The sequence below is a fragment of the Streptosporangium heterodermiicola genome (assembly GCF_051390675.1).
In the GTDB taxonomy this organism is placed as follows: Bacteria; Actinomycetota; Actinomycetes; order Streptosporangiales; family Streptosporangiaceae; genus Streptosporangium.
The window spans coordinates 668,240-692,682 of the sequence record NZ_JBPJSR010000002.1; the positions used below are offsets into that span (position 1 = coordinate 668,240).

22 protein-coding genes are annotated in these 24,443 nt (G+C 71.6%); 14 read left to right on the plus strand and 8 right to left on the minus strand.

The genetic code is table 11. The features are described from left to right. Positions 1 to 240: 240 nt before the first annotated feature. The 7 genes from ACSC1Q_RS06760 to ACSC1Q_RS06790 all read left to right on the plus strand — a co-directional run bounded on the left by ACSC1Q_RS06760 (position 241) and on the right by ACSC1Q_RS06790 (position 8,142). Positions 241 to 1,221, plus strand: a complete 981-nt coding sequence (locus ACSC1Q_RS06760) for a carbohydrate ABC transporter permease (protein ID WP_436757777.1) — start codon at positions 241 to 243, stop codon at positions 1,219 to 1,221. Further along, positions 1,205 to 2,065 (plus strand): carbohydrate ABC transporter permease, encoded by an 861-nt coding sequence (locus tag ACSC1Q_RS06765; protein ID WP_436757778.1) that lies wholly within the window; start codon positions 1,205 to 1,207, stop codon positions 2,063 to 2,065. Before ACSC1Q_RS06760 ends, ACSC1Q_RS06765 begins: the two co-directional genes overlap by 17 nt. A gap of 36 nt (positions 2,066 to 2,101) precedes the next feature. Then, positions 2,102 to 3,367 (plus strand): ABC transporter substrate-binding protein, encoded by a 1,266-nt coding sequence (locus ACSC1Q_RS06770; protein ID WP_436757779.1) that lies wholly within the window; start codon positions 2,102 to 2,104, stop codon positions 3,365 to 3,367. An 85-nt stretch (positions 3,368 to 3,452) separates the two neighbouring features. Continuing rightward, the gene (locus tag ACSC1Q_RS06775) at positions 3,453 to 4,736 is read left to right on the plus strand and encodes a Gfo/Idh/MocA family protein (protein WP_436757780.1); all 1,284 of its coding nucleotides are present in this window, start codon (positions 3,453 to 3,455) and stop codon (positions 4,734 to 4,736) included. A 96-nt stretch (positions 4,737 to 4,832) separates the two neighbouring features. Then, positions 4,833 to 5,651 carry a PIG-L family deacetylase gene (locus ACSC1Q_RS06780; RefSeq protein WP_436757781.1) on the plus strand — a complete coding sequence of 273 codons (819 nt, stop codon included), beginning with the start codon at positions 4,833 to 4,835 and terminating at the stop codon, positions 5,649 to 5,651. 190 nt (positions 5,652 to 5,841) lie between these two features. Next, on the plus strand, positions 5,842 to 7,497 hold the full coding sequence (locus ACSC1Q_RS06785; protein ID WP_436757782.1) for a penicillin-binding transpeptidase domain-containing protein: 1,656 nt from the start codon (positions 5,842 to 5,844) through the stop codon (positions 7,495 to 7,497). Positions 7,498 to 7,551: 54 nt separating this feature from the next. Then, a complete protein-coding gene (locus tag ACSC1Q_RS06790; protein ID WP_436757783.1) occupies positions 7,552 to 8,142 on the plus strand; it encodes a phosphoribosylanthranilate isomerase in 591 nt (196 codons plus the stop codon). 75 nt (positions 8,143 to 8,217) lie between these two features. Here ACSC1Q_RS06790 and ACSC1Q_RS06795 read toward each other — a convergent pair whose 3' ends face one another. Next, a complete protein-coding gene (locus ACSC1Q_RS06795) occupies positions 8,218 to 8,994 on the minus strand; it encodes an SDR family oxidoreductase (RefSeq protein ID WP_436757784.1) in 777 nt (258 codons plus the stop codon). Between the two features lie 52 nt (positions 8,995 to 9,046). On the opposite strand from ACSC1Q_RS06795, the gene ACSC1Q_RS06800 reads away from it, so the two are divergent. Both ACSC1Q_RS06800 and ACSC1Q_RS06805 read left to right on the plus strand, forming a co-directional pair. After that, positions 9,047 to 9,502, plus strand: coding sequence for a winged helix-turn-helix transcriptional regulator (locus ACSC1Q_RS06800; protein WP_436757785.1), 456 nt, complete (start codon positions 9,047 to 9,049; stop codon positions 9,500 to 9,502). Positions 9,503 to 9,626: 124 nt separating this feature from the next. Then, on the plus strand, positions 9,627 to 10,196 hold the full coding sequence (locus ACSC1Q_RS06805; protein ID WP_436757786.1) for a carboxymuconolactone decarboxylase family protein: 570 nt from the start codon (positions 9,627 to 9,629) through the stop codon (positions 10,194 to 10,196). A 20-nt stretch (positions 10,197 to 10,216) separates the two neighbouring features. Here the strand turns inward: ACSC1Q_RS06805 and ACSC1Q_RS06810 are convergent, their stop codons facing one another. Beyond that, on the minus strand, positions 10,217 to 10,363 hold the full coding sequence (locus ACSC1Q_RS06810; protein WP_436757787.1) for a hypothetical protein: 147 nt from the start codon (positions 10,361 to 10,363) through the stop codon (positions 10,217 to 10,219). A gap of 124 nt (positions 10,364 to 10,487) precedes the next feature. Here ACSC1Q_RS06810 and ACSC1Q_RS06815 point away from each other — a divergent pair, with 124 nt between their 5' ends. Beyond that, positions 10,488 to 11,282, plus strand: coding sequence for an SDR family NAD(P)-dependent oxidoreductase (locus tag ACSC1Q_RS06815; protein ID WP_436757788.1), 795 nt, complete (start codon positions 10,488 to 10,490; stop codon positions 11,280 to 11,282). Positions 11,283 to 11,295: 13 nt separating this feature from the next. After that, positions 11,296 to 13,209: an FUSC family protein gene (locus ACSC1Q_RS06820; protein ID WP_436757789.1), complete on the plus strand. Its 1,914-nt coding sequence runs from the start codon at positions 11,296 to 11,298 to the stop codon at positions 13,207 to 13,209. 34 nt (positions 13,210 to 13,243) lie between these two features. Here ACSC1Q_RS06820 and ACSC1Q_RS06825 read toward each other — a convergent pair whose 3' ends face one another. The 4 genes from ACSC1Q_RS06825 to ACSC1Q_RS06840 form a co-directional block, all read right to left on the minus strand. Further along, positions 13,244 to 14,617: a GntP family permease gene (locus ACSC1Q_RS06825; RefSeq protein ID WP_436757790.1), complete on the minus strand. Its 1,374-nt coding sequence runs from the start codon at positions 14,615 to 14,617 to the stop codon at positions 13,244 to 13,246. After that, a complete protein-coding gene (locus tag ACSC1Q_RS06830; RefSeq protein WP_436757791.1) occupies positions 14,614 to 15,195 on the minus strand; it encodes a gluconokinase in 582 nt (193 codons plus the stop codon). The genes ACSC1Q_RS06825 and ACSC1Q_RS06830 overlap by 4 nt, the downstream gene beginning before the upstream one ends. A 366-nt stretch (positions 15,196 to 15,561) precedes the next feature. After that, positions 15,562 to 16,377: an SAM-dependent methyltransferase gene (locus ACSC1Q_RS06835; protein ID WP_436757792.1), complete on the minus strand. Its 816-nt coding sequence runs from the start codon at positions 16,375 to 16,377 to the stop codon at positions 15,562 to 15,564. Positions 16,378 to 16,904: 527 nt separating this feature from the next. Beyond that, positions 16,905 to 17,618: a DUF998 domain-containing protein gene (locus ACSC1Q_RS06840; protein WP_436757793.1), complete on the minus strand. Its 714-nt coding sequence runs from the start codon at positions 17,616 to 17,618 to the stop codon at positions 16,905 to 16,907. Between the two features lie 291 nt (positions 17,619 to 17,909). Between ACSC1Q_RS06840 and ACSC1Q_RS06845 the strand changes: the two genes are divergently transcribed. Both ACSC1Q_RS06845 and ACSC1Q_RS06850 read left to right on the plus strand, forming a co-directional pair. Then, a complete protein-coding gene (locus ACSC1Q_RS06845; RefSeq protein ID WP_436757794.1) occupies positions 17,910 to 18,242 on the plus strand; it encodes a YciI family protein in 333 nt (110 codons plus the stop codon). A 48-nt stretch (positions 18,243 to 18,290) separates the two neighbouring features. Further along, positions 18,291 to 20,624, plus strand: coding sequence for a sigma-70 family RNA polymerase sigma factor (locus ACSC1Q_RS06850; protein ID WP_436757795.1), 2,334 nt, complete (start codon positions 18,291 to 18,293; stop codon positions 20,622 to 20,624). Positions 20,625 to 20,669: 45 nt separating this feature from the next. On the opposite strand, the gene ACSC1Q_RS06855 is transcribed toward ACSC1Q_RS06850, so the two are convergent. After that, positions 20,670 to 21,746 (minus strand): methyltransferase domain-containing protein, encoded by a 1,077-nt coding sequence (locus ACSC1Q_RS06855; protein WP_436757796.1) that lies wholly within the window; start codon positions 21,744 to 21,746, stop codon positions 20,670 to 20,672. Positions 21,747 to 22,606: 860 nt separating this feature from the next. On the opposite strand from ACSC1Q_RS06855, the gene ACSC1Q_RS06860 reads away from it, so the two are divergent. Beyond that, positions 22,607 to 23,266 (plus strand): HAD family hydrolase, encoded by a 660-nt coding sequence (locus ACSC1Q_RS06860; RefSeq protein WP_436757797.1) that lies wholly within the window; start codon positions 22,607 to 22,609, stop codon positions 23,264 to 23,266. Between the two features lie 119 nt (positions 23,267 to 23,385). Here the strand turns inward: ACSC1Q_RS06860 and ACSC1Q_RS06865 are convergent, their stop codons facing one another. Beyond that, positions 23,386 to 24,354: an aldo/keto reductase gene (locus ACSC1Q_RS06865; RefSeq protein WP_436757798.1), complete on the minus strand. Its 969-nt coding sequence runs from the start codon at positions 24,352 to 24,354 to the stop codon at positions 23,386 to 23,388. Positions 24,355 to 24,443: the final 89 nt, after the last annotated feature.

Consider the following 24,443-nt stretch of genomic DNA (forward strand, 5'->3'; position numbering starts at 1 on the left):
GTTTCCCACCCGCCGCACCGGAGAAGGATCACGGTCCGCAACTGCAATCGGTTGTACTAACTCGTGTTCGGGCGAGATTTTTCCATCCGGCCCCTGACGAGGGATAGCCCGTCTGAGCTGCGATAACGACAAAACCGAAGGTTACGATTCGTGAGCTAGCTCACTGCAAAGGGTTGACGTCTTAGTTTGTGAAGCTATAGGAAAAGCGCATCCCATTCACAACTCCCCGAAGGGCCAGTGATGACGCTGAGTCCCGCTCCGGTGGGGACGGCCGAGGTGCCGGTCGCGCCCCCGGAAAAGGCGGGCGCCCCCCACCCAGGGCGTCTCAAGAGCCACCGCAGCCGATCGCAGGCGCGGGCGGCCTATCTGTTCCTGGCCCCTTGGTTCGTCGGCCTGTTCGCGATCACGCTCGGCCCGATGATCGCCTCGCTCTACCTGTCGTTCACCGACTACAGCCTGCTGACCGAGGCCAAGTGGGTCGGGTTCGACAACTACGAGAAGATGTTCGTCCAGGACGACCGGTTCATGGCGTCGCTGCAGGTGACGACGACCTACGTGCTGGTGTCCGTCCCGCTGCAGCTGGCCTTCGCCCTCGCGCTGGCGCTCGTGCTGGACAAGGGCCTGCGCGGCCTGCCGTTCTATCGCTCGATCTTCTACCTGCCGTCGCTGCTCGGCGGCAGCGTGGCGATCTCGATCCTCTGGCGGAAGATCTTCGGGACCGACGGCATCGTCAACTCGTTCCTCGGCCTGTTCGGCTACGAGGGCCAGGGCTGGGTGACCAGCCCCGACACCGCGCTGTGGACGCTGATCGTCCTGCACGTCTGGACGTTCGGCGCCCCGATGGTCATCTTCCTGGCGGGCCTCCGGCAGATCCCGCAGAGCCTGTACGAGGCGGCCTCGGTCGACGGCGCCGGCAGGTGGCGGAACTTCCGCTCGATCACCCTGCCGCTGCTCACCCCGATCATCTTCTTCAACCTGGTGCTGGAGGTGATCAAGTCGTTCCAGTCGTTCACCCAGTCGTTCATCATGAGCGGCGGAAACGGCGGGCCGGTCGACTCGACCCTCTTCTACACGCTTTATCTCTACATCAAGGGCTTCAAGAACTACGAAATGGGTTACGCGGCCGGAATGGCCTGGGTGTTGTTGCTCATCATCGCCGCGCTGACCGGTGTCAACTTCCTCATGTCTCGATTCTGGGTCTTCTATGGCGACGACAAGTAAGCGCGTGCCGGTCCTGTTCCGGCCCGCCCCGCGCCTGCTCAGGCACGTCCTCCTCATCGGTGCCGGGCTGTTCATGCTCTACCCGCTGCTCTGGATGGTCTCCAGCTCGTTCAAGCCCGAGGAGCTGATCTTCCGGGAGCCTGGGCTGGTGCCGACCGCGGTGACGGCGGAGAACTACACCGAGGGCTGGGGCGACCTCAAGCACTCCTTCGGCTACTACCTGTGGAACTCGGCGGTCCTCACCGCGCTCGCGGTGCTTGGCAACCTGGTCGCCTGCTCGCTCGCCGCCTACGCCTTCGCCCGGCTGGAGTTCCCGCTGAAGAAGATGTGGTTCGCGATCATGCTCGGCTCGATCATGCTGCCGCACCACGTCACGGTCGTCCCGCAGTACATCGTGTTCGCCAAGATCGACTGGATCAACACGATCTGGCCGATCGTCGCGCCGAAGTTCCTCGCCACCGACGCGTTCTTCATCTTCCTGATGGTGCAGTTCATCCGCACCCTTCCCCGGGAGCTGGACGAGGCGGCGGCGATCGACGGCGCGGGCTACTGGCGCACGTTCATCCGGGTGATCATGCCGCTGTGCGTCCCGGCGCTGGCGACCACCGCGATCTTCACCTTCATCTGGACGTGGAACGACTTCTTCACCCAGAACCTCTACCTGACCAACTCCGACAACCTCACCGTTCCCGTCGCGCTCCGGCAGTTCATGGACTCCAGCGGCGAGTCCTCCTGGGGCCCGCTGTTCGCGATGTCGATCATCTCCCTCGGCCCGATCTTCGGCTTCTTCCTCGCGGGCCAGAAATATCTCGTCCGCGGCATGGCGACCACCGGTCTCAAATAACCCCTCCTCATCCCCCATCCCCCCGGAGGTATCTCGATGAAGCGCATCCTGGCGGCCACCGCCATAACCCTGATCGCCGTGTCGGCCACCGCGTGTGGCGGCGGCGACGGCGCCGGCGAGTCCAGCGGGAAGACGAAGGTCGTCTTCTCGTACTGGGGCAGCGACGCCCGGCAGAAGCTGACGGAGACGGCGATCGCCGCGTTCGAGAAGAAGAACCCGACGATCGACGTCGAAGGCGACTTCTCCGACTGGGACAGCTACTACGAGAAGCTGGCCACCAAGACCGCGGCCGGCGACGCCCCGGACGTCATGTCCATCGAGATCCGCGGCCTCGCCGAGTACTCCGGCCGCGCCACCCTCGCCGACCTCAACGGCAAGGTCAACACCACCGACCTCGACCAGGAGGTGCTCAAGGCCGGTCAGGTCGACGGCAAGCAGTACGCCATCCCGACCGGCGTCAACACCTTCCCGATGATCGTAAACAAGGCGGCGATCGAGAAGGCCGGCCAGAAGGTCCCCGACGACACGAGCTGGACCTGGGACGACTACATCTCGATCTCCCAGCAGGTGACCGAGAAGGGCGAGGGCAAGGTATGGGGCACCGAGTACAACGAGAACCCCGCCTTCCTGCAGCTGTTCGCCGCCCAGCGCGGTGAGCAGTTCTACAAGGACGGCAAGATCGGCCTGTCGGAGCAGACCATCAAGGACTGGTGGGCCCTCCTGCGGAAGATCATCACCACCAAGGCCGGTCCGGACGCCGCACTGATGCTGGAGACCGGGACCAAGGTCGACCAGGCCCTGCTCGCCACCAACGCCAGCGCGTTCGGCAGCTGGTGGAGCAACCAGCTCACCGCGCTGAGCAAGGGCTCCGGCCAGGAGCTCGACCTGCTGCGGATGCCGAAGGCCGAGGGCGCGACCACCGCCGGGATGTTCCTGCAGCCGGCGATGTACTACACGATCTCGTCCAAGACCGAGCGGGCCGACGCCGCCCAGAAGTTCGTCGACTTCCTCGTCAACGACCCCGAGGCCGGTGCCATCCTGCTCAGCGACCGCGGCCTGCCGACCAACGCCAAGGTCGTCACCGCCATCAAGGACAAGCTCACCCCGACCGACCAGAAGGTGCTGGCCTTCATCGACTCGATCAGGAGCGAGCTGAGCCCGATCTCGATCCCGCCGAAGGGCGCCATGGAGATGGAGGACATCCTCAAGCGCGCCACCGACTCGGTGCTGTTCGACAAGACCTCCGCCGACGAGGCCGCGAAGGCCTTCCTCACCGAGGCCAACGCCGCCATCACCAAGTAACCGGCGGCAGCCGGGATCCGCTGACGTGCCGTACGGCTCGCGCCGAGCCGTACGGCACCCCACCGTTCCTCTCATGGAGTGCTTGATGCGATACGCCTTCGTCGGGCTCGGCCACCGGGTGCAGCTGTACATCGACGCGCTGCTCGGGGGGTGGAGCGACACCGGTGAGATCGTCGCCCTCTGCGACGTCAACCGGACCCGGATCGGCTACTACCTCGACCGGATCGGCCGCGACGTCCCGTGCTTCGCGCCGCACGAGTTCGGCGAGATGCTCCAGCTCGCGGACGCCGTCGTGGTCGCCACCGTCGACGCCACCCACGCCCGTTACGTCGTCGCCGCGCTGGAGGCGGGCAAGGACGTCATCGTGGAGAAGCCGCTGTGCACCACCGCCGAGGACTGCGCGGCCATCACCGAGGCGGCCGAGCGGAGCACCGGGCGGCTCGTCGTCACCTTCAACTACCGCTACTCGCCGCGCAACAGCGCCGTCCGCCGGCTGGTCGCCGACGGGGCGATCGGCGACGTCACCTCCGTGCACTTCGAGTGGGTGCTGGACACCATCCACGGAGCCGACTACTTCCGCCGCTGGCACCGCGACAAGGCCAACTCCGGTGGCCTGCTGGTGCACAAGTCCACCCACCACTTCGACCTGGTCAACTGGTGGCTGGCCGACACCGCCCGCTCCGTCCACGCCCTTTCTGCCCTGCGGTTCTACGGGGCCGAGAACGCCCGCGCCCGAGGTCTGCGCGACCGGCCGGGACGCGCCCACGGCGCGCCGGAGCTCGGCACCGACCCCTACCTCCTCGACATCTCCGCCGACCCCAGGCTCAAGCGCCTCTATCTGGACGCCGAGCACGAGGACGGCTACATCCGCGACCAGGACGTGTTCGACGACGGCGTGACCATCGAGGACAACATGGCCGTCCTCGTCGGCTACTCCCGGGGGGCGGCGCTCACCTACTCCCTCAACGCCCACGGCCCCTTCGAGGGCTACCGGGTGGCGATGAACGGCACCGAGGGACGGCTGGAGCTGGAGGTCGTCGAACGCGCCTGGACCCCGCCGCGCGCCGCGGTCGACCCGACCGCCGCCGACAAGGCACACGCCACCGGCGCCTCCGAGCGGCTCGTCCTGCGGCGGCACTGGCGGGAGCCCGAGGAGATCACCATCTCCTCCGGGGCGGGCGGCCACGGCGGCGGCGACGCCCTCATGCTGGACGACGTCTTCCGTGGCGCGGGCGAGGACCCCCTGGGCCGCCAGGCCGGGCACCGCGCGGGCGTCGCCGGCGTGATGGTCGGGGTCTCGGCCAACCGGTCCGCCGCGAGCGGCGGCCCCGTCCTGCTGGAGGACGAGGGGACCCGGTACGCGGGCTGACCCCCTGGGCGAGGAGGTCCCTCCGGCTCCGGTGCCCCGGCGGCCACCGTAGAGTGGGCCGGTCCGCAGGGCTTTTCCGGAAATGGGTCGAAATTTATGGATGAAAAGCTGACGTTGATGGCCGTGCACGCCCATCCCGACGACGAGGTGATCAGCACCGGCGGGATCCTCGCCAGGTACGCGGACGAGGGCGTCCGTACCGTCCTGGTCACCTGCACGAACGGCGAGCAGGGCGACGGCCCCGGCGGGGTGAAGCCGGGGGAGCCCGGCCACGACGAGGCGGCGGTGAGCGCGCTGCGGCTGGAGGAGCTCCGCGAGTCGGCGGCCCACCTGGGGATCTCCCACGTGGAGCTGCTCGGCTACCGCGACTCGGGCATGGTCGGCTGGGCCGCCAACGACGCGCCCGAGTCCTTCGCCAACGTCCCCTTCGAGCAGGCCGTCGACCGGCTCGTCGCGCTGATGGAGCACTACCGCCCGCAGGTCGTCGTGACCTACGACGAGAACGGCGGCTACGGCCACCCCGACCACATCCAGGCCCACCGGGTCGCGGTGGCGGCGGCCGAGGCCAGCGGCATTCCCGGCAAGCTCTACTACACGGCCGTTTCCCGCGAGCGGATGGCCGAGCTGTTCGAGTATCTCCGCTCGACCGGTGACGCCCCGGAGGACTTCGAGCCCTCCGACGACTTCGGCGTCCCAGAGGAGCGGATCACCGCCGTGGTCGACGTGTCGGGCCAGGTGGAGCGCAAGCTCAAGGCGCTGGAGGCGCACGCGAGCCAGGGCGACAGCATCTTCTTCCTGCGCATGCCCGCCGAGGCCCAGCACCGGGTCTTCGAGCAGGAGACCTTCATCCGCCACATCAACCGCGTTCCCGCCGCGGCCGACCGCGAGGACGACCTCTTCGACGGCTTCCGCTAGCAAGACGGCGTCCGCCGGGGAGGCGCGTCCGGGGCGGGGGCTCTCCACGAGGCGGGCCGCCGTCACGGACAGACCCGCCGGGGGCTACGGTGTCATACCGAAGTCCGGAAAAACCTGGTTAACCGCTTCTCATCACCTTTACGATCTTTTCTCTGGTATGCAACTCTGCAAACCCGGGGGAGTAAACGGTATGCGTGATCGACGGCTCGTCGCGCTGATCTTCTCCGCGACCGCGATCCTCGTCTTCGGCGTGTACGGGGTGGTGGCCGCCCCGGGGGCGGTGGTGGCCTCGCCGTCGCCGCGCCCCACGCCGGCCGGCGACGCCGACGACGCGAAGAACCCGGAGCCCGGGCCGGCGGTGACGAGGGCCGGGAACTCGCCGAGCCCGGTGCCCGTCTCACCGCCACCGAACCTGGTCACGCTCACCCCGGTCACACCGACCCCGCAGGGCGGCCCCGAGACGACCGCGGCGAACTACCTCACCGCCTGGCAGAACGGCGACCTCACCGGCATGGCGGGCATGGTCGTCGACCCCCCGGTGGATTTCGGCGTCCGGCACCGCGGGTTCGACGCCGACCTGCGGGTCTCGTCGCTGTCGCTCACCCCCGGCGAACTGCGCCGCCAGGGGGAGGAGGCGGCGGAGATGTCCTTCAGGGGAGTACGGAAGGTCAACGGGCTGGGCGACTGGCCGTTCGACTCCTTCCTGCGCCTGGAGCTGCGGTTCGGGGTGTGGAAGGTGCGCTGGAGCCCGGAGACGATGCACCCCTCGCTCAAGGACGGCGGGAGCCTGCGGCTGAGGGAGACCGAGGTCCGGCGCCCGGCCACGCTGACCCGCGAGGGGGATCCGTTCCCCCGCGACAGCAGGGCGGGCCACTACTTCGACGGGCTGAGCGACACGGCGGCCGGCCTGACGCTGGAGGAGAGTCCCTCCGGCAAGGTGTTGCTCGCCTCCGAGCCCCCGCCCGAGTCGGGGACGAGGACCACGATCTCCCAGCCCGTGCAGGCCGCCGCGGCCCGCGCCCTGGACGGTGTCGAGCAGGCCGCCGCGATCGTGGCCGTGGACGTCCAGACGGCCCAGGTGCGCGCGGTGGCGGACACGCTGGGCGGCAAGCAGGCGTTCGGCGGCCTCTACCCGCCCGGCTCGACGTTCAAGGTCGTGACCGCCGCCGCGCTGCTCCGCGCCGGTCTCACCCCGGACTCGCCGGTCGCCTGCCCGGCCAGCTACACCATCCCGAACGGCAGGAGCTTCAGCGACTCCGACGGCGTCGACCACGGCGGCGTGTCCCTCACCACGGCCTTCGCGCTCTCCTGCAACACAACCTTCGCCCAGCAGACGTACGAGCGGCTGCGCGACGACCGGCTGCGCGCCGAGGCGGCCGACCGGTTCGGCTTCCGCGAGAAGCCGGGGCTGAGCACCTGCCGGATCCAGCCGTACGGGAGCCCGGACCAGCTGGGGTCGGACGCCATCGGCCAGAACTCGGTGCAGGCCAGCCCGCTCTGCATGGCCGAGGTCGCGGCCGCGGTCGCGAGCGGCGTCTGGAGGCCCGCCATCCTGACCGAGACACCTCCCGCGGACTCACCGGCCCCGGTGCCGCTGGACGAGGGGGTGGCCGCGGGCCTGCGGACGATGATGGGCGCGGTGGTCACCCAGGGAACGGCCGCCCAGGCCGGGCTCCCGCCGGACACCGTGGGCAAGACCGGCACCGCCGAGGTCGAGGGCGGCGGGGACCACGCCTGGTTCATCGGCTACCGGGGCTCCCTCGCCTTCGCGGTGTTCGTCCGGCACGGCGGCGCCGGGGGCAAGGTCGCGGCGCCGATCGCCGCGAGGTTCCTGAACGCCCTCTGACGCGCTCCCGGCGTTCCGGATACGGGGGACGGGGGACGGGCTACCGTACACAGGGTGTACGTGAAGATCTGCGGGCTGCGCGAGCCCGGACATGTGACGGCCGCCGTAGAGGCGGGAGCCGACGCCATCGGGTTCGTCCTCACCAGGAGCCCGCGGCGGGTCACCCCCGCGCGGGCGAGGGAGCTGGCCTCGGAGATCCCCCCGCACGTGCTGACCGTGGGGGTGTTCGCCGGTGAGCCCTCCGAGGAGGTCAGGGCGGCCACGCTGGAGGCGGGGCTGCGCGCCGTCCAGCTGCACGGCGACCACCCGCACGAGGACTTCACCGCGCTGAAGGACCTCGGGGTCACGCTGGTGCGTGCCGGGGCCGCGAGCGCCGACCTGCGCTGCGGCGCCCTCGACGAGGACCTGCTCATCGTCGACGCGCCCAGGCCGGGGTCGGGGGAGCCGTGGGACTGGGCGGCCGTGCGCGGTCGCCCGGAGGGCCGCTGGATGCTGGCCGGTGGGCTGGATCCGTCGAACGTGGCGCAGGCGATCGCCGCCGCCCGGCCCTGGGGGGTCGACGTTTCGAGCGGGGTGGAGGTCGAGCCCGGGGTGAAGGACCCCGGTCTCATCAGGGACTTCGTCACCGCCGCCCGACGCGGCTGAGCGCCGCCGGGCGGGTCACCCGGCACCCCGTCCGAAGGCTGGGCATTTGAGAGCCGGGAGCGGAGCCGGTGCCGTTCAGCGGGTCCCGGGCAGCTGCGGGTAGAGCGCGGTGAGGTCGCCGGAGAGCGCCGCCTTGGTGCCCGCGCTGACCGCGTCTGCGAGGACCTCGTACCGCCCGGCCTCCAGGCCGTCGAGGGCGGCGTGGGCGACGACCGAGGGGGCGCTCTTGGGGGCGTCGACGTGCGCGGCCATGTCGGTGTCCATGTATCCGACGTGCAGGGCGGCGACCAGGATCTTCTGCTCGGCGAGCTGCAGGCGCAGCGCGTTGGTCAGGGCCCAGGCCGCCGACTTGGCCGCGGAGTAGGCGGCGCTGCCGGGGAACGAGATCCAGGACAGCACGGACAGGACGTTGAGGACGGCCCCGCCGCCGTTGCGGGCGAGCGCGGGGGCGAAGGCCCGGCTCATGGCGAGCGTGCCGAAGTAGTGGGTCTCCCTCTCCAGCCGGAAGGCGTCGAGGTCCCCGTCGGGGAGCCCCGCCTTGGTGGAGGTCCCGGCGTTGTTGATCAGCAGGGTGACGTCCGGTGCCAGGTCGGCCGCCGCGCGTACGGCCGCCGGGTCGGTGATGTCCAGCGCGACGGGAACCACGCCGGGCGTGGTGATCGTGCCGGGGTTGCGCGCGGCGGCGTAGACCTTCGACGCCCCGCGTTCGAGCAGCGCCTGGACGAACCGCTCGCCGAGCCCGCGATTGGCGCCCGTGACGAGGGCGACGGAGCCGTTGATCTGCATGGTGTTCCCAACCGTGATGGTGGGAGCGGACGCCACGGGACGGTCGCGCGTCGCGGGGTCGTTCATGAGGTTCCCCGAGGTCTGAGTTGGAAAACCCAATCTAGCGTAGACTGGAACCATGCCCACGAAGACCGGACCCGTACCCGAACCGCGCTGTTCCGTCGCCCGGAGTTTGCGGGTGCTCGGCGAGCGGTGGACACTGCTGATCGTCCGGGACGCCCTCGCCGGTCTGACCCGGTTCGCCGACTTCCGCGACTCCCTGGGCATCGCCTCCGACCTGCTCACCAACCGGCTGAACGCGCTGGTCGAGGCGGGTGTCATGGAGCGCCGCCCCTACCGGGAGCCGGGGGCGAGGGCTCGCCACAGCTACCACCTGACCCCGGCGGGGGAGGAGCTGGTGACGGTGCTCGCCTCGCTCCAGCAGTGGGGTGACGCCCACCGGCCCCACGAGGCGGGCCCCTCGCTGCGGGGGCGCAGCCGGTCCACCGGGCGTCCCGTGCGCGTCGAGTTCGTCGACGACGCGGGCGCGCCCGTCCCTCGCGAGGACGTCGACCTGGTCTTCCTCGGCACCTGAGCGGCCTTCCCGGATCCGGCGTTGCCAAAGTCGTCAACCATCTTTACTATATAGACAACCTCATTGACGATATCGCCTCGCGACGCGATCGCCGAGGACCCGGAGAACAAGAGAGAAGGCCCCCATGTCCCACGCCGTCTTCGTCACGCACACCGCCGAGAGCGCCCCGCCCGACGCCCGCGCCACCATCGAGGGCGTACGGCGGAAGTTCGGCCACGTCCCCACGCCGGTCGGCCGGATGGCCACCTCCCCGCAGCTGCTCAAGGGGTTCCTGGCGGCGAGTGCCGCCTTCGAGCAGAGCACCCTCGGCCCGGTCGACCGCGAGATCGTCGTCATGACGGTCGCCACCCGCAACGGCTGCCACGTCTGCGTGGCGATGCACACCGCCACGCTGGCCGGGCTGGAGGCCCCGGCCGAGCTCGTCGAGGCGCTCCGGACCGGCAGGCCCCTCCCGGACGCGCGGTCGGAGGCGCTGCGGTCGTTCACCGTCGCCGTCATGGACCGTCGCGGCGCAGTGGGCGACGAGGAGACGCGGGCGTTCCTCGACGCGGGCCACAGCGCGCGGAACGCCCTTGAGGTCGTCCTCGGCGTCGGCGCGTACACGATCTCGACCTTCGCCAACCGCCTGACCGACGCCCCCCTCGACCCGCCGTTCCACGCCTTCGCCTGGGACGGTGACGGCGACGACAGGTGAGCCCGGCCCGGCCCGCCCGGTCAGCGGGAGCGGCGGGGGCGGCGGACTCCGGCGACGGTGCCGAGTGTGCCGGTTTTGGTGCGGTACGCCTCGATGCCCAGCGACGATATGAGGGCATTATCAAGAAAAATCACTGTTTCTTGGGCTCGTTTCGCGAAGACGATCACCGTCCGTACGTTCCGCCCCGGCGGACACGGGAACGAACACCGGATCGGCTGGACGACATATCGCCAGGTCGTGAGGCGCCCGCACCGGCGGGCGGCCGCACGCCGGGCGCCAAGGACGTGACGCATGCATATCGATCTCACCGGTAAGACGGCGCTGGTCACCGGATCCACCCAGGGCATCGGGGCGGCCATCGCCACGGGTCTCGCGCGGGCGGGCGCGACGGTCGCCGTCAACGGCCGCAAACCCGACAAGGTCGAGGCCGCCGCCGACGCGCTGCGCGCCGAGGTCCCCGGGGCGCACGTCGTCCCGCTCGCCGCCGACCTCGCCACCGAGGAGGGCGCGGAGCGCGCCACAGACCTCCTGCCGGACGTCGACATCCTGGTCAACAACCTCGGGATCTTCGAGTCGAGGGACGCCCTGGAGGTCACCGACGACGAGTGGCGCCGCTACTTCGAGGTGAACGTCCTGTCGGCGGTCCGTCTCACCCGCGCCTACCTGCCGGGGATGACGGCGCGCTCCTGGGGCCGGATCCAGTACATCGCGAGCGACTCCGCGATCGTCACCCCCATCGAGATGATCCAGTACGGGATGTCCAAGACCGCCCTCCTCGCCGTCTCGCGCGGCTTCGCCAAGAAGGCCGCGGGCAGCGGCGTCACCGTCAACTCCGTCATCGCCGGTCCCACCCACACCGGCGGCGTGGAGGACTTCGTCTACGGGCTCGTCGACCGGGACCTGCCCTGGGAGGAGGCCCAGCGCGCCTTCATGCGCGAGCACCGCCCGCAGTCGCTCCTGCAGCGGCTGATCGAGCCGGAGGAGATCGCCAACATGGTCGTCTACCTCAGCTCACCGCAGGCCTCCGCCACCACGGGCGGCGCCCTGCGCGTCGACGGGGGGTACGTCGACGCCATCCTCCCCTGAGCGCGGCGAGCCGATGCCCCCGCTCTTCCGGCGGGCCGCCGGCCGCCTGACCGACGCCGCACCCGGCTGGCTGGTCGAGACGGTGCGGCCCGCGCCCGCGTCGCCACGATGGTGGCCGATGCTGCGCATGGCCGTGGCGGTGACCGTCCCGCTCCTGCTGGGGTTCGTCTCGGGGAACGTCGCGGCCGGCCTGCTGCCCGCGATGGGCGCGATGAACGCCGGCATGGCCGACCGGGGTGGCCCGTACCGGGTCAGGATCGTCCTGATGGGCGCGGCCGGTGCCGCCGGGGCGCTGGGGTACCTCGTCGGGTCCGCGGTGCGCGGCCACGGCTGGTGGATCGTGCCGGTCATGGTGGCCGTCGCGGTGGTGTCCGCGCTCGTCAGCACGGGCGGGGCCACCGGCTCGGCCGCCGGGCTGCAGCTGCTGGTGATGACGGTGATCGCCACCGGGATAGGGCTGCCGGGGGCGTCGGAGGCGAACGCGCTGGCGTTCCTGCTGGGCGTGCTGTGGGTGATCGTGCTGGCGGTCGCCGACTGGCCGTTCCATCCCCGGGCGCCGGAGCGGGGCGCCGTGATCGAGGTCCACCAGGCTCTCGACCGGCTGTTCTGCGATCGCGACGCCCCCGCGCTGGCGGCGTTCGACACCGCTCTCAAGCGCGGCTACGACGTCGTGCTCGGCGCCCGCTCCCCGGCGGCGGGCCTGGATCCCGGCCGCACCCGCCTGGTCGCCCTGCTGAACCAGGCCTCGCTGATCCGCAACGCGCTGCTCTCGCTGCGCTACGAGGGACGCGAGCCGCCCGCCGAGGCCGCGTCCGCCGTCAGGGCCGTCGCCGGGGCGCTCGCCGGTGGGCCCGCGCCCCGGATGCCGCCCTGCGAGCCCGGCTCGCCCGCCGTGCGCGCCCTCTACTCCGCCGTGCGGGGGTCCGTCGAGCTGGTGTCCGGCGGCGACGTCGCGGCGGAGCAGCTGCCCTACGAACCGGTCGGCTACCGCTCCCGGGTCCTGGCCGTCCTGGAGCAGATGTGGCGGGGCCACCTCGTCCGCGTCTACACGGTCCGGCTCGCGCTCTGCATGGGCGTCGCCGCCGCGTTCAGCGCGTCCGGCCGGCTCGAACGGTCCTACTGGATGATGCTGACCGTCGCGCTGGTGCTCAAGCCCGACTTCGGGTCGGTGTTCGCGCGCGCCGTGCAACGCGCGCTCGGCACCTTCGTGGGCGCGCTGATCGGCACCCTCCTGCTCGTCCTGGTGCCGTACGGCCCGCTGCTCCTGGTCCCCGTCGCCGTGTGCGCGGCGCTCATGCCGTACGGCCTGCAACGCAACTGGGGGCTGATGTCGACCTTCCAGGCGTCTCTGGTCCTGCTCCTGGTGGACCTGCTGACCCACGGAGGCCCGGACCTGGGCAGGATCCGGCTGCTGGACACGCTGATCGGATGCGTGATCGTCCTGGTGCTGGGATACCTGCCGTGGCCGGCGAGCTGGGAGGCGCCGGTCGGGCCGAGGCTCGCCGACGCGGTGGCGGCCACCGCGAACTACCTCCGGCACGCGTTCGACGCGGGACACACCGGCAGGGCGCGGCTGCGCCGAGGGGTGTACGACGCCCTGGGCGACCTGCGGACGGTCTTCCAGCGGGCCGTCGCCGAACCACCCGTGATCAGCCGGCGCGTCACCACCTGGATGCCCGCGATGGCCGCGCTGGAACAGGTGGCCGACGCGATCGCCGTCACCGTCGCGTGCACCGAGCGCGGCGCGCCGCCACCGTCGGAGGCGGCCGTACGGGCGCTGGCGGGCCACCTGGAGGGCATCGCCGGGGACATCCGCGAGGGAAACGACCCCGGCGACCCCGGGCTCTGCGTCGAGGAGGCCCTGGAGCGGGTCCACTCCGCCGTCCGGAGCCTGCGCGACACGGTGTCGGGTGACCGGCAGAGGTGACCGGCACCGTGCCGCGTACGAAGTCGAGCGAGAACTATATGAACAGGCTCAGCAGCAGGACGAACACCAGGCCGGTCACCGAGATGATCGTCTCCATCACCGACCAGGTCTTGATGTTCTGGCCCACGGTGAGCCCGAAGTACTCCTTGACCAGCCAGAAGCCCGCGTCGTTGACGTGGGAGAAGAACAGCGAGCCCGCGCCGATGGCGAGCACGAGCAGCGAGGTCTCCCCGACGCCGAGGTTGGCGACCAGCGGGGCGAGGATCCCCGAGGCCGTGACCGTCGCGACGGTCGCCGAGCCCGTGGCCAGCCGGATGAGCACGGCGACCAGCCAGGCGAGCAGCAGCACCGACAGGCCGCTGTTCTCCACCCACGTGGCGATGAGGTCGCCGATCCCGGTGTCGATCAGCGTCTGCTTGAAACCGCCGCCGGCGGCCACGATCAGCAGGATGCCCGCGATCGGCGGCAGCGACTGCTCCAGGGACTTCGCGACCGCCTTCCTGTCCATGCCGGCGCCGAGGCCCAGGGTGAACATCGCCACGATGACGGCGATGAGCAGCGCCACCAGCGGCGTACCGAGGAAGTCGAGCACGGTGCGCAGGACGTTGCCCTCGGGGGCGAGGATGTCGGCGAGGGCCTTGCCCATCATCAGCACGACCGGCAGCAGCACGGTGGCGAGGGTGACGCCGAACGACGGCCGCCGCGTCTCCTCCGCCTCGGGCCGGGTCTCGTAGAGCTCCGGCGCCGGTACGTCCACCCAGCGGGCCGCGTACTTGGAGAACAGCGGCCCGGCGATGGCGACCGTCGGGATGGCGATGAGCACGCCGAGGCCCAGCGTGATGCCGAGATCGGCCTTGAGCGCGTCGATGGCGACGAGCGGGCCCGGGTGCGGGGGGACGAGCCCGTGCATCACGGAAAGGCCCGCGAGCGCGGGGATGCCCACCCGGATCAGCGAGACGCCTGAGCGGCGCGAGACCAGGAAGATGACCGGCATCAGCAGCACGAGGCCGATCTCGAAGAACATCGGCAGGCCGATCAGCGCGCCCACCGCGGCCATCGCCCACGGCAGGGAGCGGGGGCTGGACCGGCCGACGATCGTGTCCACGATCTCGTCGGCCCCGCCGGAGTCGGCGAGCAGCTTGCCGAACATCGCGCCGAGCGCGATGAGCGTGCCGACCCCGGCCGCGGTGCTGCCGAACCCGTCGGTGAAGGCGGCGATGGTGTCGGTCATCGCGAGGCCCGCGACGGCCCCGACCGCGAGCGAGCCGAGGGTGAGGCTCAGGAAGGGGTGCAGCTTGAAGTACGTGATCAGTACGACGATCAGCGCGATGCCGACGAGCGCGGCGGGGACGAGCCTGCCGGGGGAGGTGGCGGCGGGTTCGGCGAGCGCGGTCAGGAGGGGGCTCACCTCGCGCTTCCGGCCTCGTCGGCGTCCCGGTTCCCGGGCGTCGCCGTCGTCTGGTCCGTCGCGGCGAGGTAGGCGTCCACGAGCTCGTCGACGGGCTTGGCGAAGTCGAGGACGATCCCCTGCTCGTCGGACTCCAGGGGCTCCAGGGTCTTGTACTGCGACTCGACCAGCGAGGCGGGCATGAAGTGCCCCGAGCGATCGGCCACTCTCCGGCGTACGGCGTCCATGTCGCCGTGGAGGTGGACGAAGGTCACCGTCGGCGCGGCCTCGCGCAGGATGTCGCGGTAGTTTCGTTTGAGTGCCGAGCAGCTCGCCACGCCGCCGGTGGCGGCGTGCTCGGCGAGCCAGGCGCCGATCGCGCGCAGCCAGGGCAGCCGGTCCTCGTCGTCGAGGGGGATCCCGTCCGACATCTTGGCGATGCTGGCCTCGCTGTGGAAGTCGTCGGCGTCGGCGAACGGCAGCCGTAACCGCTCGCTGAGGGCGGCGCCCACGGTGGTCTTGCCGGAACCGGTCACCCCCATCACGACGAGCAGCGCGGCGCCGGGGGGTGGTGCGGCGGGATCCTGAGCGGGGTTCATGGAGACGGCCTCCCATGTCGATCTTCGCGACAGCCTGACTGGATCGGTGATCTAACAACCCAGACCTAACGGTGATAAATCATATTTTGTAGTGTTATGTCTTCACTTGGGGTGTTCGGTCGCTGTGCGAGGTAACGACCGGACGACTATGGGACTGCACCGGAGCGCCCCGAATAAACTCGGCGCGCCGGCCGCGTCGGGTCACCTCGCCGCCGGTCAGGTGCCGGAACGCGGAAAGCCCCGGCTCCGCGCGAGCCGTCAGGCGGGCCGGGGGAGCCGGGGCGAGGGAAGATCGTCAGGTGGGGCCGGGGAGCCCGGACGAGGGGACGGCCCTCGAAGGAGGAACCCGGAAGGGCCGGCGGCGCGTCAGGACTTGCGGGCGACCCCGCAGAACTGGGAAACCTCGGCGGGCTCGCCCCACGGGGTGTGTTCCTGGCGCCATCGCGAGCAGGAGACCACGCCGGGCTCCAGGAGGTCCAGGCCGTCGAAGAACGAGACGAGGTGGTCACGGCCGCGCGCCACGATCGGGGTGCCGCCCCGCTCCATGAACCGCCGCATCGCCTCGTGCATGGCGTCGCCGTGCACCTCGGCGGTGGCGTGCGCGATCACCAGGTAACTGCCCGGCGGGACGGCGTCCACCAGCTCCCGTACGACCTTCGCGGCCTCTTCGTCGTCGGTGAGGTGGTGCAGGATCCCCAGCAGCATCAGCGCCACGGGCTCGGTGAGGTCGAGGGTCTCCGCCGCGGCCCGCAGGATGTGGTGCGGGTCGCGCAGATCGGCGTCGATGTAGGTGGTGGCACCCTCGGGGCTGCTGACGAGCAGGGCGCGGGCGTGGACCAGGACCAGCGGGTCGTTGTCGACGTAGACGACCCGGGACTCCGGGGCGAGCCGCTGCGCCACCTCGTGCGTGTTGTCGGCGGTGGGCAGGCCCGTGCCGATGTCGAGGAACTGGCGGATCCCCGCGTCGGCGACGAGGTGCTCGATGCAGCGGCCGAGGAACGCCCGGTCGGCGCGGGCCGAGTCGACGATGCCGGGGATGAGCCCCTCGACCATGTCCCCGGCCTCGCGGTCGGCGGGGTAGTTGTCCTTCCCGCCCAGCCAGTAGTTCCAGATGCGGGCCGAATGCGGCCGGTCGGCATTGAGTTCCACGGGCTGCCAGTCGGATTCGCGAGAGGTACTCATGGGGGCGGGATCCGTTCATGAGGTATTCGCATCGAATGGGACGGGAGGTAGTGGATCACAAATGCGATGTTCGACGCAAATCAACTGCGTATCCACAGTCATCGTGAAATCCGTACGTGACTGCCATTTCGCGTGATGGAGAGGGACGAACCTCCCACGCTCTCCGAGGCACGGAAAGGCGGCGATCCAGGGGCGCGGCCGCCGCGACACGAGCAAGCCGCTCTCCGCCCGTCTCTCCTTGGGCACCTCTTTCTACGGAGTATTGGAACGAGATATACGACATTACAGACACCCAAAAGGCGTTCCCGAAGGGCGGGACTTTTCGCCGCGATGAATGCGCGGCCCGAGGGCGGGGCCTCACGGATCCGGCCGGGCGCGTACGCGGACGGCCGCCTCCCGCGATGTGGTGACGAGCGGATGTCCGGAACGGGGCCGGTGGCTCCGACGCGTCGCGAGGGAGCCCCGGCCCGTAGAGGCGGTCCTGGTGGGGTACGGCCCTGTGGAGTGCGGCCCTGGGGAAGCGTGGCCTAGTGGAGCGCGGCCCGCTTGTCGGCCGCCACCACGGAGACCCACACCATCGCGGTGATCGCGCCGACGGCCAGGGTGAGGGAACCGGCCCGCCCGCCCGACATCGCCCAGCCGTCGCCGAGGGCGAAGGCCAGGCCGCTGAGCCGCGAGGCCATGGCGAAACCGGGGCGACCCGCGCGGGAGAAGTGACGGCCCAGGACGAGGCAGGCGACGATGAGGGCGGTGAACGCGATGGACCCGGTGATCATGTGCATGAGCGCGTGCCAGCTCAGCGTGCCCGTCTGGCCCAGGGGGGTGCCCGCGGGGAATCCGTCGCCCGGGTCCATCATGAAGACACCGGCGGCGGCCATCGCGACGCCGTTGACCAGGATCAGCCGGGGCGCCCACGTACCGCCGGGCGCGCCGCGCATGACGCGGCGAAGGCCGACCGCCCCGGCGACCGTCAGGGCGCCGCTGAGCAGGAAGGTGGCGATCTGGAGCCAGCCGAGGTCGCCGGTGGCGAGCATGCTCAGGGGGTGGCGCGTCAGGTCGAACCCCTCGCGGGTGAAGGCCTGCGCCAGCGACACGACCGCGAAGAGGGGAGCGACGGCGACGGAGCAGGCGAGCAGCACGCGCGTCGCGGGGGTGACGGATTCGCCGGTGGAGCCGGTGGAGCCGGTGGAGCCGGTGGAACTGGGGGAGTCGGTGGCGATGCCGGGCCGGATGGCGGTCATGTCTGTTTCCTCTCGGTGCGACGGTGGTCCGTCGCCGTTCTCGGTCCGCCGGTTCGCTCGGCCTCGCCGACGCGTCGAACGGGAGGGGAGGGAATCGACGCCTCCCCTCCATGGCGCCTCTGAGCTGCGACTACCTGGATCGGGCCCGCATTCCCTGTCACATCGCATTCCCTGTCACATCGGGCCGCCGCCCAGGTCGGGCGGCGCGTGTCGATTTCCGGCCGATCCGTTCGACGCGTGACCGAGGACCGGCGAGGATCGGTCACCTGACCACCCGAAGGAGATATGGCGATGCGATTCCTGATGACGACCAAGGGCGGCGACATGGCACCCCCGACCGAGGCGATGCACGCCGAGATGGCCGCCTTCGTCGAAGAGATGATCAAGGCGGGAGTGGTGCTGGCGACCGGCGGCCTGGACCCGGCCGGCACCCACATCTCGTCCTCCGGCGGCGAGATCACCGTCACCGACGGGCCGTTCACCGAGGCGAAGGAGGCGATCGTCAGCTTCGCGCTCGTCGAGGCGCGCTCGAAGGAGGAGGCCGTCGAGCTGGCCCGGGGCTTCTGGAGGATCGTCGGCGACGGCGAGGGGGACATCCAGCGGGTCTTCGGCCCGGAGGACTGACCGGGCGCTTGCGTACCCGGTCCGGAGGGTGCTCTGATCGAGCGCGTGATGTCCGGGGACGCCCACCGCGCCGTCGACGCGGTCTGGAAGATGGAGTCGGCGAGAATCGTCGCCGGACTCGTCCGGATGGTGGGCGATGTGGGGCTGGCCGAGGAGCTCGCGCAGGACGCGCTCCTGGCCGCCCTCGAACAGTGGCCGGGGGCGGGCGTCCCGGACAACCCGGGCGCCTGGCTGATGGCCGTCGCCAAGCGCCGCGCCATCGACCACCTGCGCCGCGAGGAACGGCTCGGCCTCAGGCACGAGCGGCTCGCCCACGACCTCGCCACCCGGCGGGACACCGCTGTGGCCCCCGGGAGCGCGGGGTCCGCCGAGGCCGACGTCGACGCGGCCCTCGACGGCGAGGTGGGCGACGACATCCTGCGCCTGATGTTCGTCTCGTGCCACCCGGCACTGCCCGCCGAGTCCCGGGTGGCCCTGACGCTGCGACTCCTCGGCGGGCTGCGCACCGAGGAGATCGCGCGCGCGTTCCTCGTCCCCGAGCCGACCGTCGCGCAGCGCGTCGTCCGGGCCAAGCGCACCCTCGCCTCCCTCCGGATCCCCTTCGAGATCCCGGAGGGCCCTGACCGGGAGGCGCGCCTGTCATCGGTCCTCGGGGTCGTCTACCTGGTGTTCAACGAGGGGTACGCGGCTAGCGCCGGCGACGACCTGATGCGCCAGGACCTCTGCCAGGAGGCGCTGCGCCTGGGCCGCCTGCTGGCCGGACTCGCGCCCGGCGAGGCCGAGGCGCACGGACTGGTCGCGTTGATGGAGCTCCAGGCGTCGCGGTCGGCCGCCAGGACGGGAGCGTCGGGGGAGCCCGTCGCGCTGCACGAGCAGAACCGAGGGCGCTGGGACCGGCTCCTCATCCGCCGGGGGTTCACGGCCCTGCTGCGCGCCAGGCAGTGCGCCGCGCCCTTCGGCCCGTACGTGCTGCAGGCCGCCATCGCCGCGTGCCACGCGCGGGCCCGTACGGCGGAGGAGACCGACTGGACACAGATCACCGCCCTCTACGAGGCGCTCGCCCGGGTGCTGCCCACCCCTGTCGTGCAGCTCAACCGCGCGGTCGCGCTGGCCATGGCCCGGGGCCCGGAAGCGGGCCTGGCGCTCGTCGACACGCTGGTCGGCGAGCCGGTGTTCAAGGGCTACCACCGCCTGCCCAGCGTGCGCGGTGACCTGCTGGCCAGGCTCGGCCGCCACGAGGAGGCCCGGCGGGAGTTCGAACGCGCCGCCGCCCTCACCCTCAACGGCCCGGAACGCGCCATCCTCACGGAACGCGCCGCGGCCTGCGCCGACATCACCGCGCGGAGAACGGGTGGACCGGGAACGGGCACTCCGGGAAAGGCCGTCCCGGGAAGGGACACGCCGGGGACGGCCGTCACCCTGGCCGAGGCCGCGACCGCCTTCCTCGCCCGTGACGACCTGGACGCCGCGACCGTCCGCTCCTACCGCCAGACCATGAACCGGCTGCGCCGTGACCTCGGTGACGACATCCCGCTGCCGGACGTGACCGCCGCGCGGGTCGCGGAGATCTTCGGCGCCGCGTGGGGAGACGCGGCCCCCGCCACCTGGAACCGTCACCGCGGGGCCGTCCGCTCCTTCTCCGCCTGGGCCGCCGCCGAAGGTCCGTTGACCGCCGGTCAGGGGTCATCGGTCGCCGACGCGGGCCCGTCGATCGCCCAGGGCCCGCCGACCGCCCACGGGTCGTCGACCGCTCAGGGGTTGCCGCCCGCTCATGGGCCGTCGAGCGCCCAGGGATCGTCGACCGCTCAGAGGGCATGTCCTGCCGCTCAGGGTCCGTCGAGCGCCCAGGGGCTGTCGACCGCCGGCCGAGAGGTGCCGGTCGCCGGTCAGGGGGCGCCGGGCGGTGGCCCGGGCGGGGGAGTGCCCCGCGACCTGGCCGCCGGGCTCGGGCGCAGGCCCGAACCCCGGGGGCGCACCCGTCCCATGGACCGGCCGCGGGTCGAGGCGCTCTGGGAGCGTCCGGACATCGCCCCGCGCGAGCGCGCCCTGTGGCTGCTGCTCCACGAGAGCGCGGCCGGGGCGGGCCCGGTGCTCTCGCTCAACGTCGAGGATCTCGACCTGGCCGGGAGACGCGGGAAGGTGGCCACCGGATCCGGCTGGGTGCACTGGCGCTCCGGTACCGCAGAGCTCCTCCCTTACCTCGTCGCGGGCCGTCGCCGGGGCCCGCTCTTCCTGTCCGACCGCAGGCCCGGTCCCGGCCGTCCTCCGGCGCCCGGCGACCTGTGCCCGGAGACCGGCCGTCGCAGGCTCTCCTACGAACGGGCCGAATACCTGTTCAAGCGGGCCACCGGCCACACCCTGGACCAGCTCAGGGCCCGATAGGGGCCCGCCCGGCGTCTCCTCCCGCCGGGCGGACCCCATGGCACGTCACACCCCCCTTTGCTCGCCGGGCGCCGCGAACTGGACGAGGAAGGGCTGCGCGCCGGAGATCCGGACCCGCTGCACGCGCAGCGGGACGAACCGCCGCCGGATCCCGGCCGCGATGTCACCGGCGTCGGGAAGCAGGACCACCGCCATGCCGCCGGGCGCCAGGACGCGGCGCAGCTCCGCCCACCAGTGTGAGGAGGAGCCGGAGAGCCGGCCCCGCGCGGTGACCTGCCCGTTCCAGGGGGGATTGCACAGGACACGGTCGACGCCGCCGCCCGGTAGCGGCAGGTGACCGGCATCGGCCCGGTCGATGGAGATCGGCAGCCCCGCCGCGTTCTCCTTCGCCGCCCGCAACGACTCCGAAGCCAGGTCGAAGCCGTGGAAACGGGCGTGCGACTGGTGCAGCCCGGCCTCGATCAGCAGGGTCCCCGCGCCGCAGCAGGGGTCGAGGACCGTGTGACCCGGATGGATGTCGGCCATCCGTGCCATCGCGGCGGCCAGCGGAGGATGCAGGGTCCCCGGGATGGAGTGCCGTTTGTAGGCACGCCGGTGCAGGGGCCGGTCGGTGATCCTCAGCATGAGGGTGGCCCGCGTGCCGTCGAGGGTCAGCCGCCACCCGCTGTGCGCGGGCGGGGGTCCGGCGCCCGCCCGCCGCGAGTGGTAGCCGATCCCCAGCCGCCGCGCCAGGACCTGACCGACGGCGTCCTCGGCGTCGTACCGGTTGAAGGTACGCCTGCCCAGGAACGACGCCGACACCTCGACCCCGGTGACCGCGCCGGAACCTCCCTGCTCCTGCCGCAGCCGCATCAGCGTGCCGATGTCGGCGGTGTCGGCGAGCAGGGCCAGCTCGGTGAGGTCCCGCTTGGTCGTGCCGATGTCGGGCCGCTGCGCGGCGAGCAGGAACACGTCGTCCGCCGTGCTCAGCCCGAGCGCTCGCGGCCCCGACCGGAACGTGCGGAAGTGGACTTCGCGATGCCCCAGACGGGTGACCGTTCCGAGTCCGAGCTGGAGTATCTCGGCCGCGACCGTCGGCTCCAGCCCGTGAACGCACCGCGCCACCAGGCGCGCCGCCGTCACGAGACGGCGAGGGCGCTGGGACGCGGTGCGGTGAGAAAACTCGCGCGAATGCGCATAGTGATCGTTCTTCTCCCACGTCAGCCCGGGACGGCGCCACGCCGCCCCGCGTCGTCGACGACGGGGTGTGCCTCGCTTCGCCGACGGGGGCTCAGCGCAGGTTGAAGAAGAACGAATACGTCATGCCGGGAATCCTAGCGATCGGAGCCGCGTACGCAATCGATATCGGAGGCGCTCGCCGGCAGGAGGGGAACGCCACCGGCCATGGGTGCTTCGGCAGGTGGGCGTGCTGTCGAGGGCATCGCCGGATCCCGAGGCCGGAGCCCGGAGGGTGGGGGAACGACCGGTGCGCCGGTGCCGGAGTCCGGCCCGTCGGGTCGCCGGGAAGTGTGGCGTGCGGCGAGGTCGTCTAGCGCCGGGGCGGGTCGGTGACGCTCGGGGTGGGGCACGGGAGGTCGCGAGCCGCCGTCACCCGCACCTCCTCCGTGCAGGCGGCGGGCACCCGCGGCTCGTTTCGTGCGCGGGACGGGCATCGTGCCGGCGCGTGACATGGATCGCGGAAAGGGCCGCCGGGAGCGCCCGGAAAACGACGGGGAACAGAAATACTGTTATCCCGTTCTTTCAGGATATTTCCTACTTTCGGTGATTGATCGGGTGAATCAATGGGGCGGACGATCACGGTGTCGGTGTCGGTGTCGACGGCGCCCGGCCGGTCGGCCGCCCACTGTCGTGTTCCTCGCGGTTCCCCGCGAGCCTCTTCGCGAGCACGACGGGTTTTCGCAAAGCGCGTCAGGCAGGATCTTTCCCCAATCCCGGGAACAGCGATCCGAATGGCGCCGTACGGGCGGGGGCACATCCCCCACATGGCCGACACCGCCATCATCGACATCGACGGCACCCTGGTCGACACCAACTACCAGCACGCGCTCGCCTGGTTCAGGGCGTTCGGGCGCTACGACGTGTGGCTGCCGGTGTGGCGCATCCACCGGCACATCGGCATGGGCGGGGACCGGCTGGTGGCCGCCCTCGCCGGTGACGACGTCGAGCGGCGGCACGGCGACGCGCTGCGCGACGCGTGGGTGGAGGAGTTCGACGTGTTCCTCGACGACATACGGCCGTTCGAGGGAGCCACGGAACTCCTGGACGAGCTCGGCGGGCGCGGGTTCACCGTCGTGCTGGCCTCGTCGGGCAAGCCGCAGCACGTCGAGCACTTCCTCGACCTCGTCGACGGCCGGTCACGCTGCCGCGCGTGGACCACGTCGGAGGACGTCGAGGCGACCAAGCCCGCGCCCGACCTGCTGCGGGTGGCACTCGCCAAGGTCGAGGGCGCGTCGGGTGTCGCGGTGGGAGACTCCACCTGGGACTTCCTCGCCGCCGGCCGGGCGGGCATCCCCGGCATCGGGGTCCGCACCGGAGGCTTCTCGCCCGAGGAGCTTCGCGAGGCCGGGGCCGGCCACGTCTTCGACTCCCTTCCCGAGCTGATCGGCAATCTCGGCCGTACTCCGCTGCGCGCCCCTCCCTGAGCCGCGTACCCCCTGGGAAGGGAGACTTCGTGTCCGGAGAGGTCCCGGCCCTGGTGCGGTACGCGGATCCGACGCGGTCCCGGGCCTGGGACCGGACCTGAGACCGGGCCCGGGGCCGATCAGCTCCAGGGCAGTGTGCCGCGCCTCGCCCAGTAGTCCTCCGGCTCCTCCGCCAGCCCGGCGAGCCGCCGCTCCAGCTCCGCGTCCCACACCGTCCCGGCCGCGGAGAGGTTGTCGCGCAGCTGTCCGGCCGAGACCGCGCCGCTCAGCACCACTCCCGCCCACGGCCTGGCCAGTACGGCCGCGAGGGCGAGCGCGTCCGGCGTGGTGTCCCGCTCGCGCGCGGCGGTCACGAGCGCGGCGGGGGCCGCCCGGACGGTCAACCGGCCGTTCGCCACCCCCTCCTTGACGATCACCCCCATCCCCGCCTCGTACGCCCGCCCGAGCGCCTCGCCCGCCGAGCGTTCCAGCAGGTTCCACGTCGACTGCACCGTGTCGAACAGCCCGGCCTCGATCGCCCGCCCGACGGTGTCCGCCTGGCGCGGCCCGCTCGTCGACAGCCCGACCGCGACCCCCTCGGCCCGCAACGCGCGCAGCCCGTCGAGCACGTCCTCGTCGTCGAGCACGCCGCTCTCGGCCGTCGCCGAGTGGATCTGGTAGAGCGAGAGGTGCTCGCCGAGCAGCGCGCGGGTCTGTTCCAGCTGGACGCGGAACCGGTCGGCGGTGAGCTCCTTCACCTCGTGCCGGTCGGCGTCCAGCCGCCAGTCACCGACGTAGGCGTATCCCCACTTCGAGCCGACCGTGACGGTCCCCGGGGCGATCCCGCGTTCGCGCAGCCACCCGGCGAGGAACTCCTCCGCCCGCCCGTACGAGCGCGCCGTGTCGAAATAGCGCACGCCCGCCGCCCACGCCGCGTCGAGCACGGCCCAGGTGCGCGACCGCATCGCGGCGACGTCCCGGTCGCCGCCGAGGTCCTCGGCGCGGCCGAGCGTGATGTAGGCGGGACGGCCGAGGGCCGCCAGCCCCAGGCCGAGCGGTGTCACGGACAGGGCGGTCTGGCCCAGCGGGCGTCGGACCAGCGCGTTCATGGCGCCAATATAGCGACCACGCTGCTCGGGGCGTTCAGGGCTTTCTGACACGGGAGAGGCCGTGATCTCCGACGTACCGCGCCGCGTCG

Bases quoted from the DNA above. Each gene is read 5' to 3' on its own strand.
- ACSC1Q_RS06770 (WP_436757779.1), top strand. From the start codon at position 2,102: ATGAAGCGCATCCTGGCGGCCACCGCCATAACCCTGATCGCCGTGTCG.
- ACSC1Q_RS06785 (WP_436757782.1), top strand. From the start codon at position 5,842: ATGCGTGATCGACGGCTCGTCGCGCTGATCTTCTCCGCGACCGCGATC.
- ACSC1Q_RS06815 (WP_436757788.1), top strand. From the start codon at position 10,488: ATGCATATCGATCTCACCGGTAAGACGGCGCTGGTCACCGGATCCACC.
- ACSC1Q_RS06850 (WP_436757795.1), top strand. From the start codon at position 18,291: ATGTCCGGGGACGCCCACCGCGCCGTCGACGCGGTCTGGAAGATGGAG.
- ACSC1Q_RS06765 (WP_436757778.1), top strand. From the start codon at position 1,205: ATGGCGACGACAAGTAAGCGCGTGCCGGTCCTGTTCCGGCCCGCCCCG.
- ACSC1Q_RS06860 (WP_436757797.1), top strand. From the start codon at position 22,607: ATGGCCGACACCGCCATCATCGACATCGACGGCACCCTGGTCGACACC.
- ACSC1Q_RS06820 (WP_436757789.1), top strand. From the start codon at position 11,296: ATGCCCCCGCTCTTCCGGCGGGCCGCCGGCCGCCTGACCGACGCCGCA.
- ACSC1Q_RS06795 (WP_436757784.1), bottom strand. From the start codon at position 8,994: ATGAACGACCCCGCGACGCGCGACCGTCCCGTGGCGTCCGCTCCCACC.
- ACSC1Q_RS06780 (WP_436757781.1), top strand. From the start codon at position 4,833: ATGGATGAAAAGCTGACGTTGATGGCCGTGCACGCCCATCCCGACGAC.
- ACSC1Q_RS06835 (WP_436757792.1), bottom strand. From the start codon at position 16,377: ATGAGTACCTCTCGCGAATCCGACTGGCAGCCCGTGGAACTCAATGCC.
- ACSC1Q_RS06840 (WP_436757793.1), bottom strand. From the start codon at position 17,618: ATGACCGCCATCCGGCCCGGCATCGCCACCGACTCCCCCAGTTCCACC.
- ACSC1Q_RS06800 (WP_436757785.1), top strand. From the start codon at position 9,047: ATGCCCACGAAGACCGGACCCGTACCCGAACCGCGCTGTTCCGTCGCC.
- ACSC1Q_RS06830 (WP_436757791.1), bottom strand. From the start codon at position 15,195: ATGAACCCCGCTCAGGATCCCGCCGCACCACCCCCCGGCGCCGCGCTG.
- ACSC1Q_RS06775 (WP_436757780.1), top strand. From the start codon at position 3,453: ATGCGATACGCCTTCGTCGGGCTCGGCCACCGGGTGCAGCTGTACATC.
- ACSC1Q_RS06845 (WP_436757794.1), top strand. From the start codon at position 17,910: ATGCGATTCCTGATGACGACCAAGGGCGGCGACATGGCACCCCCGACC.
- ACSC1Q_RS06805 (WP_436757786.1), top strand. From the start codon at position 9,627: ATGTCCCACGCCGTCTTCGTCACGCACACCGCCGAGAGCGCCCCGCCC.
- ACSC1Q_RS06865 (WP_436757798.1), bottom strand. From the start codon at position 24,354: ATGAACGCGCTGGTCCGACGCCCGCTGGGCCAGACCGCCCTGTCCGTG.
- ACSC1Q_RS06760 (WP_436757777.1), top strand. From the start codon at position 241: ATGACGCTGAGTCCCGCTCCGGTGGGGACGGCCGAGGTGCCGGTCGCG.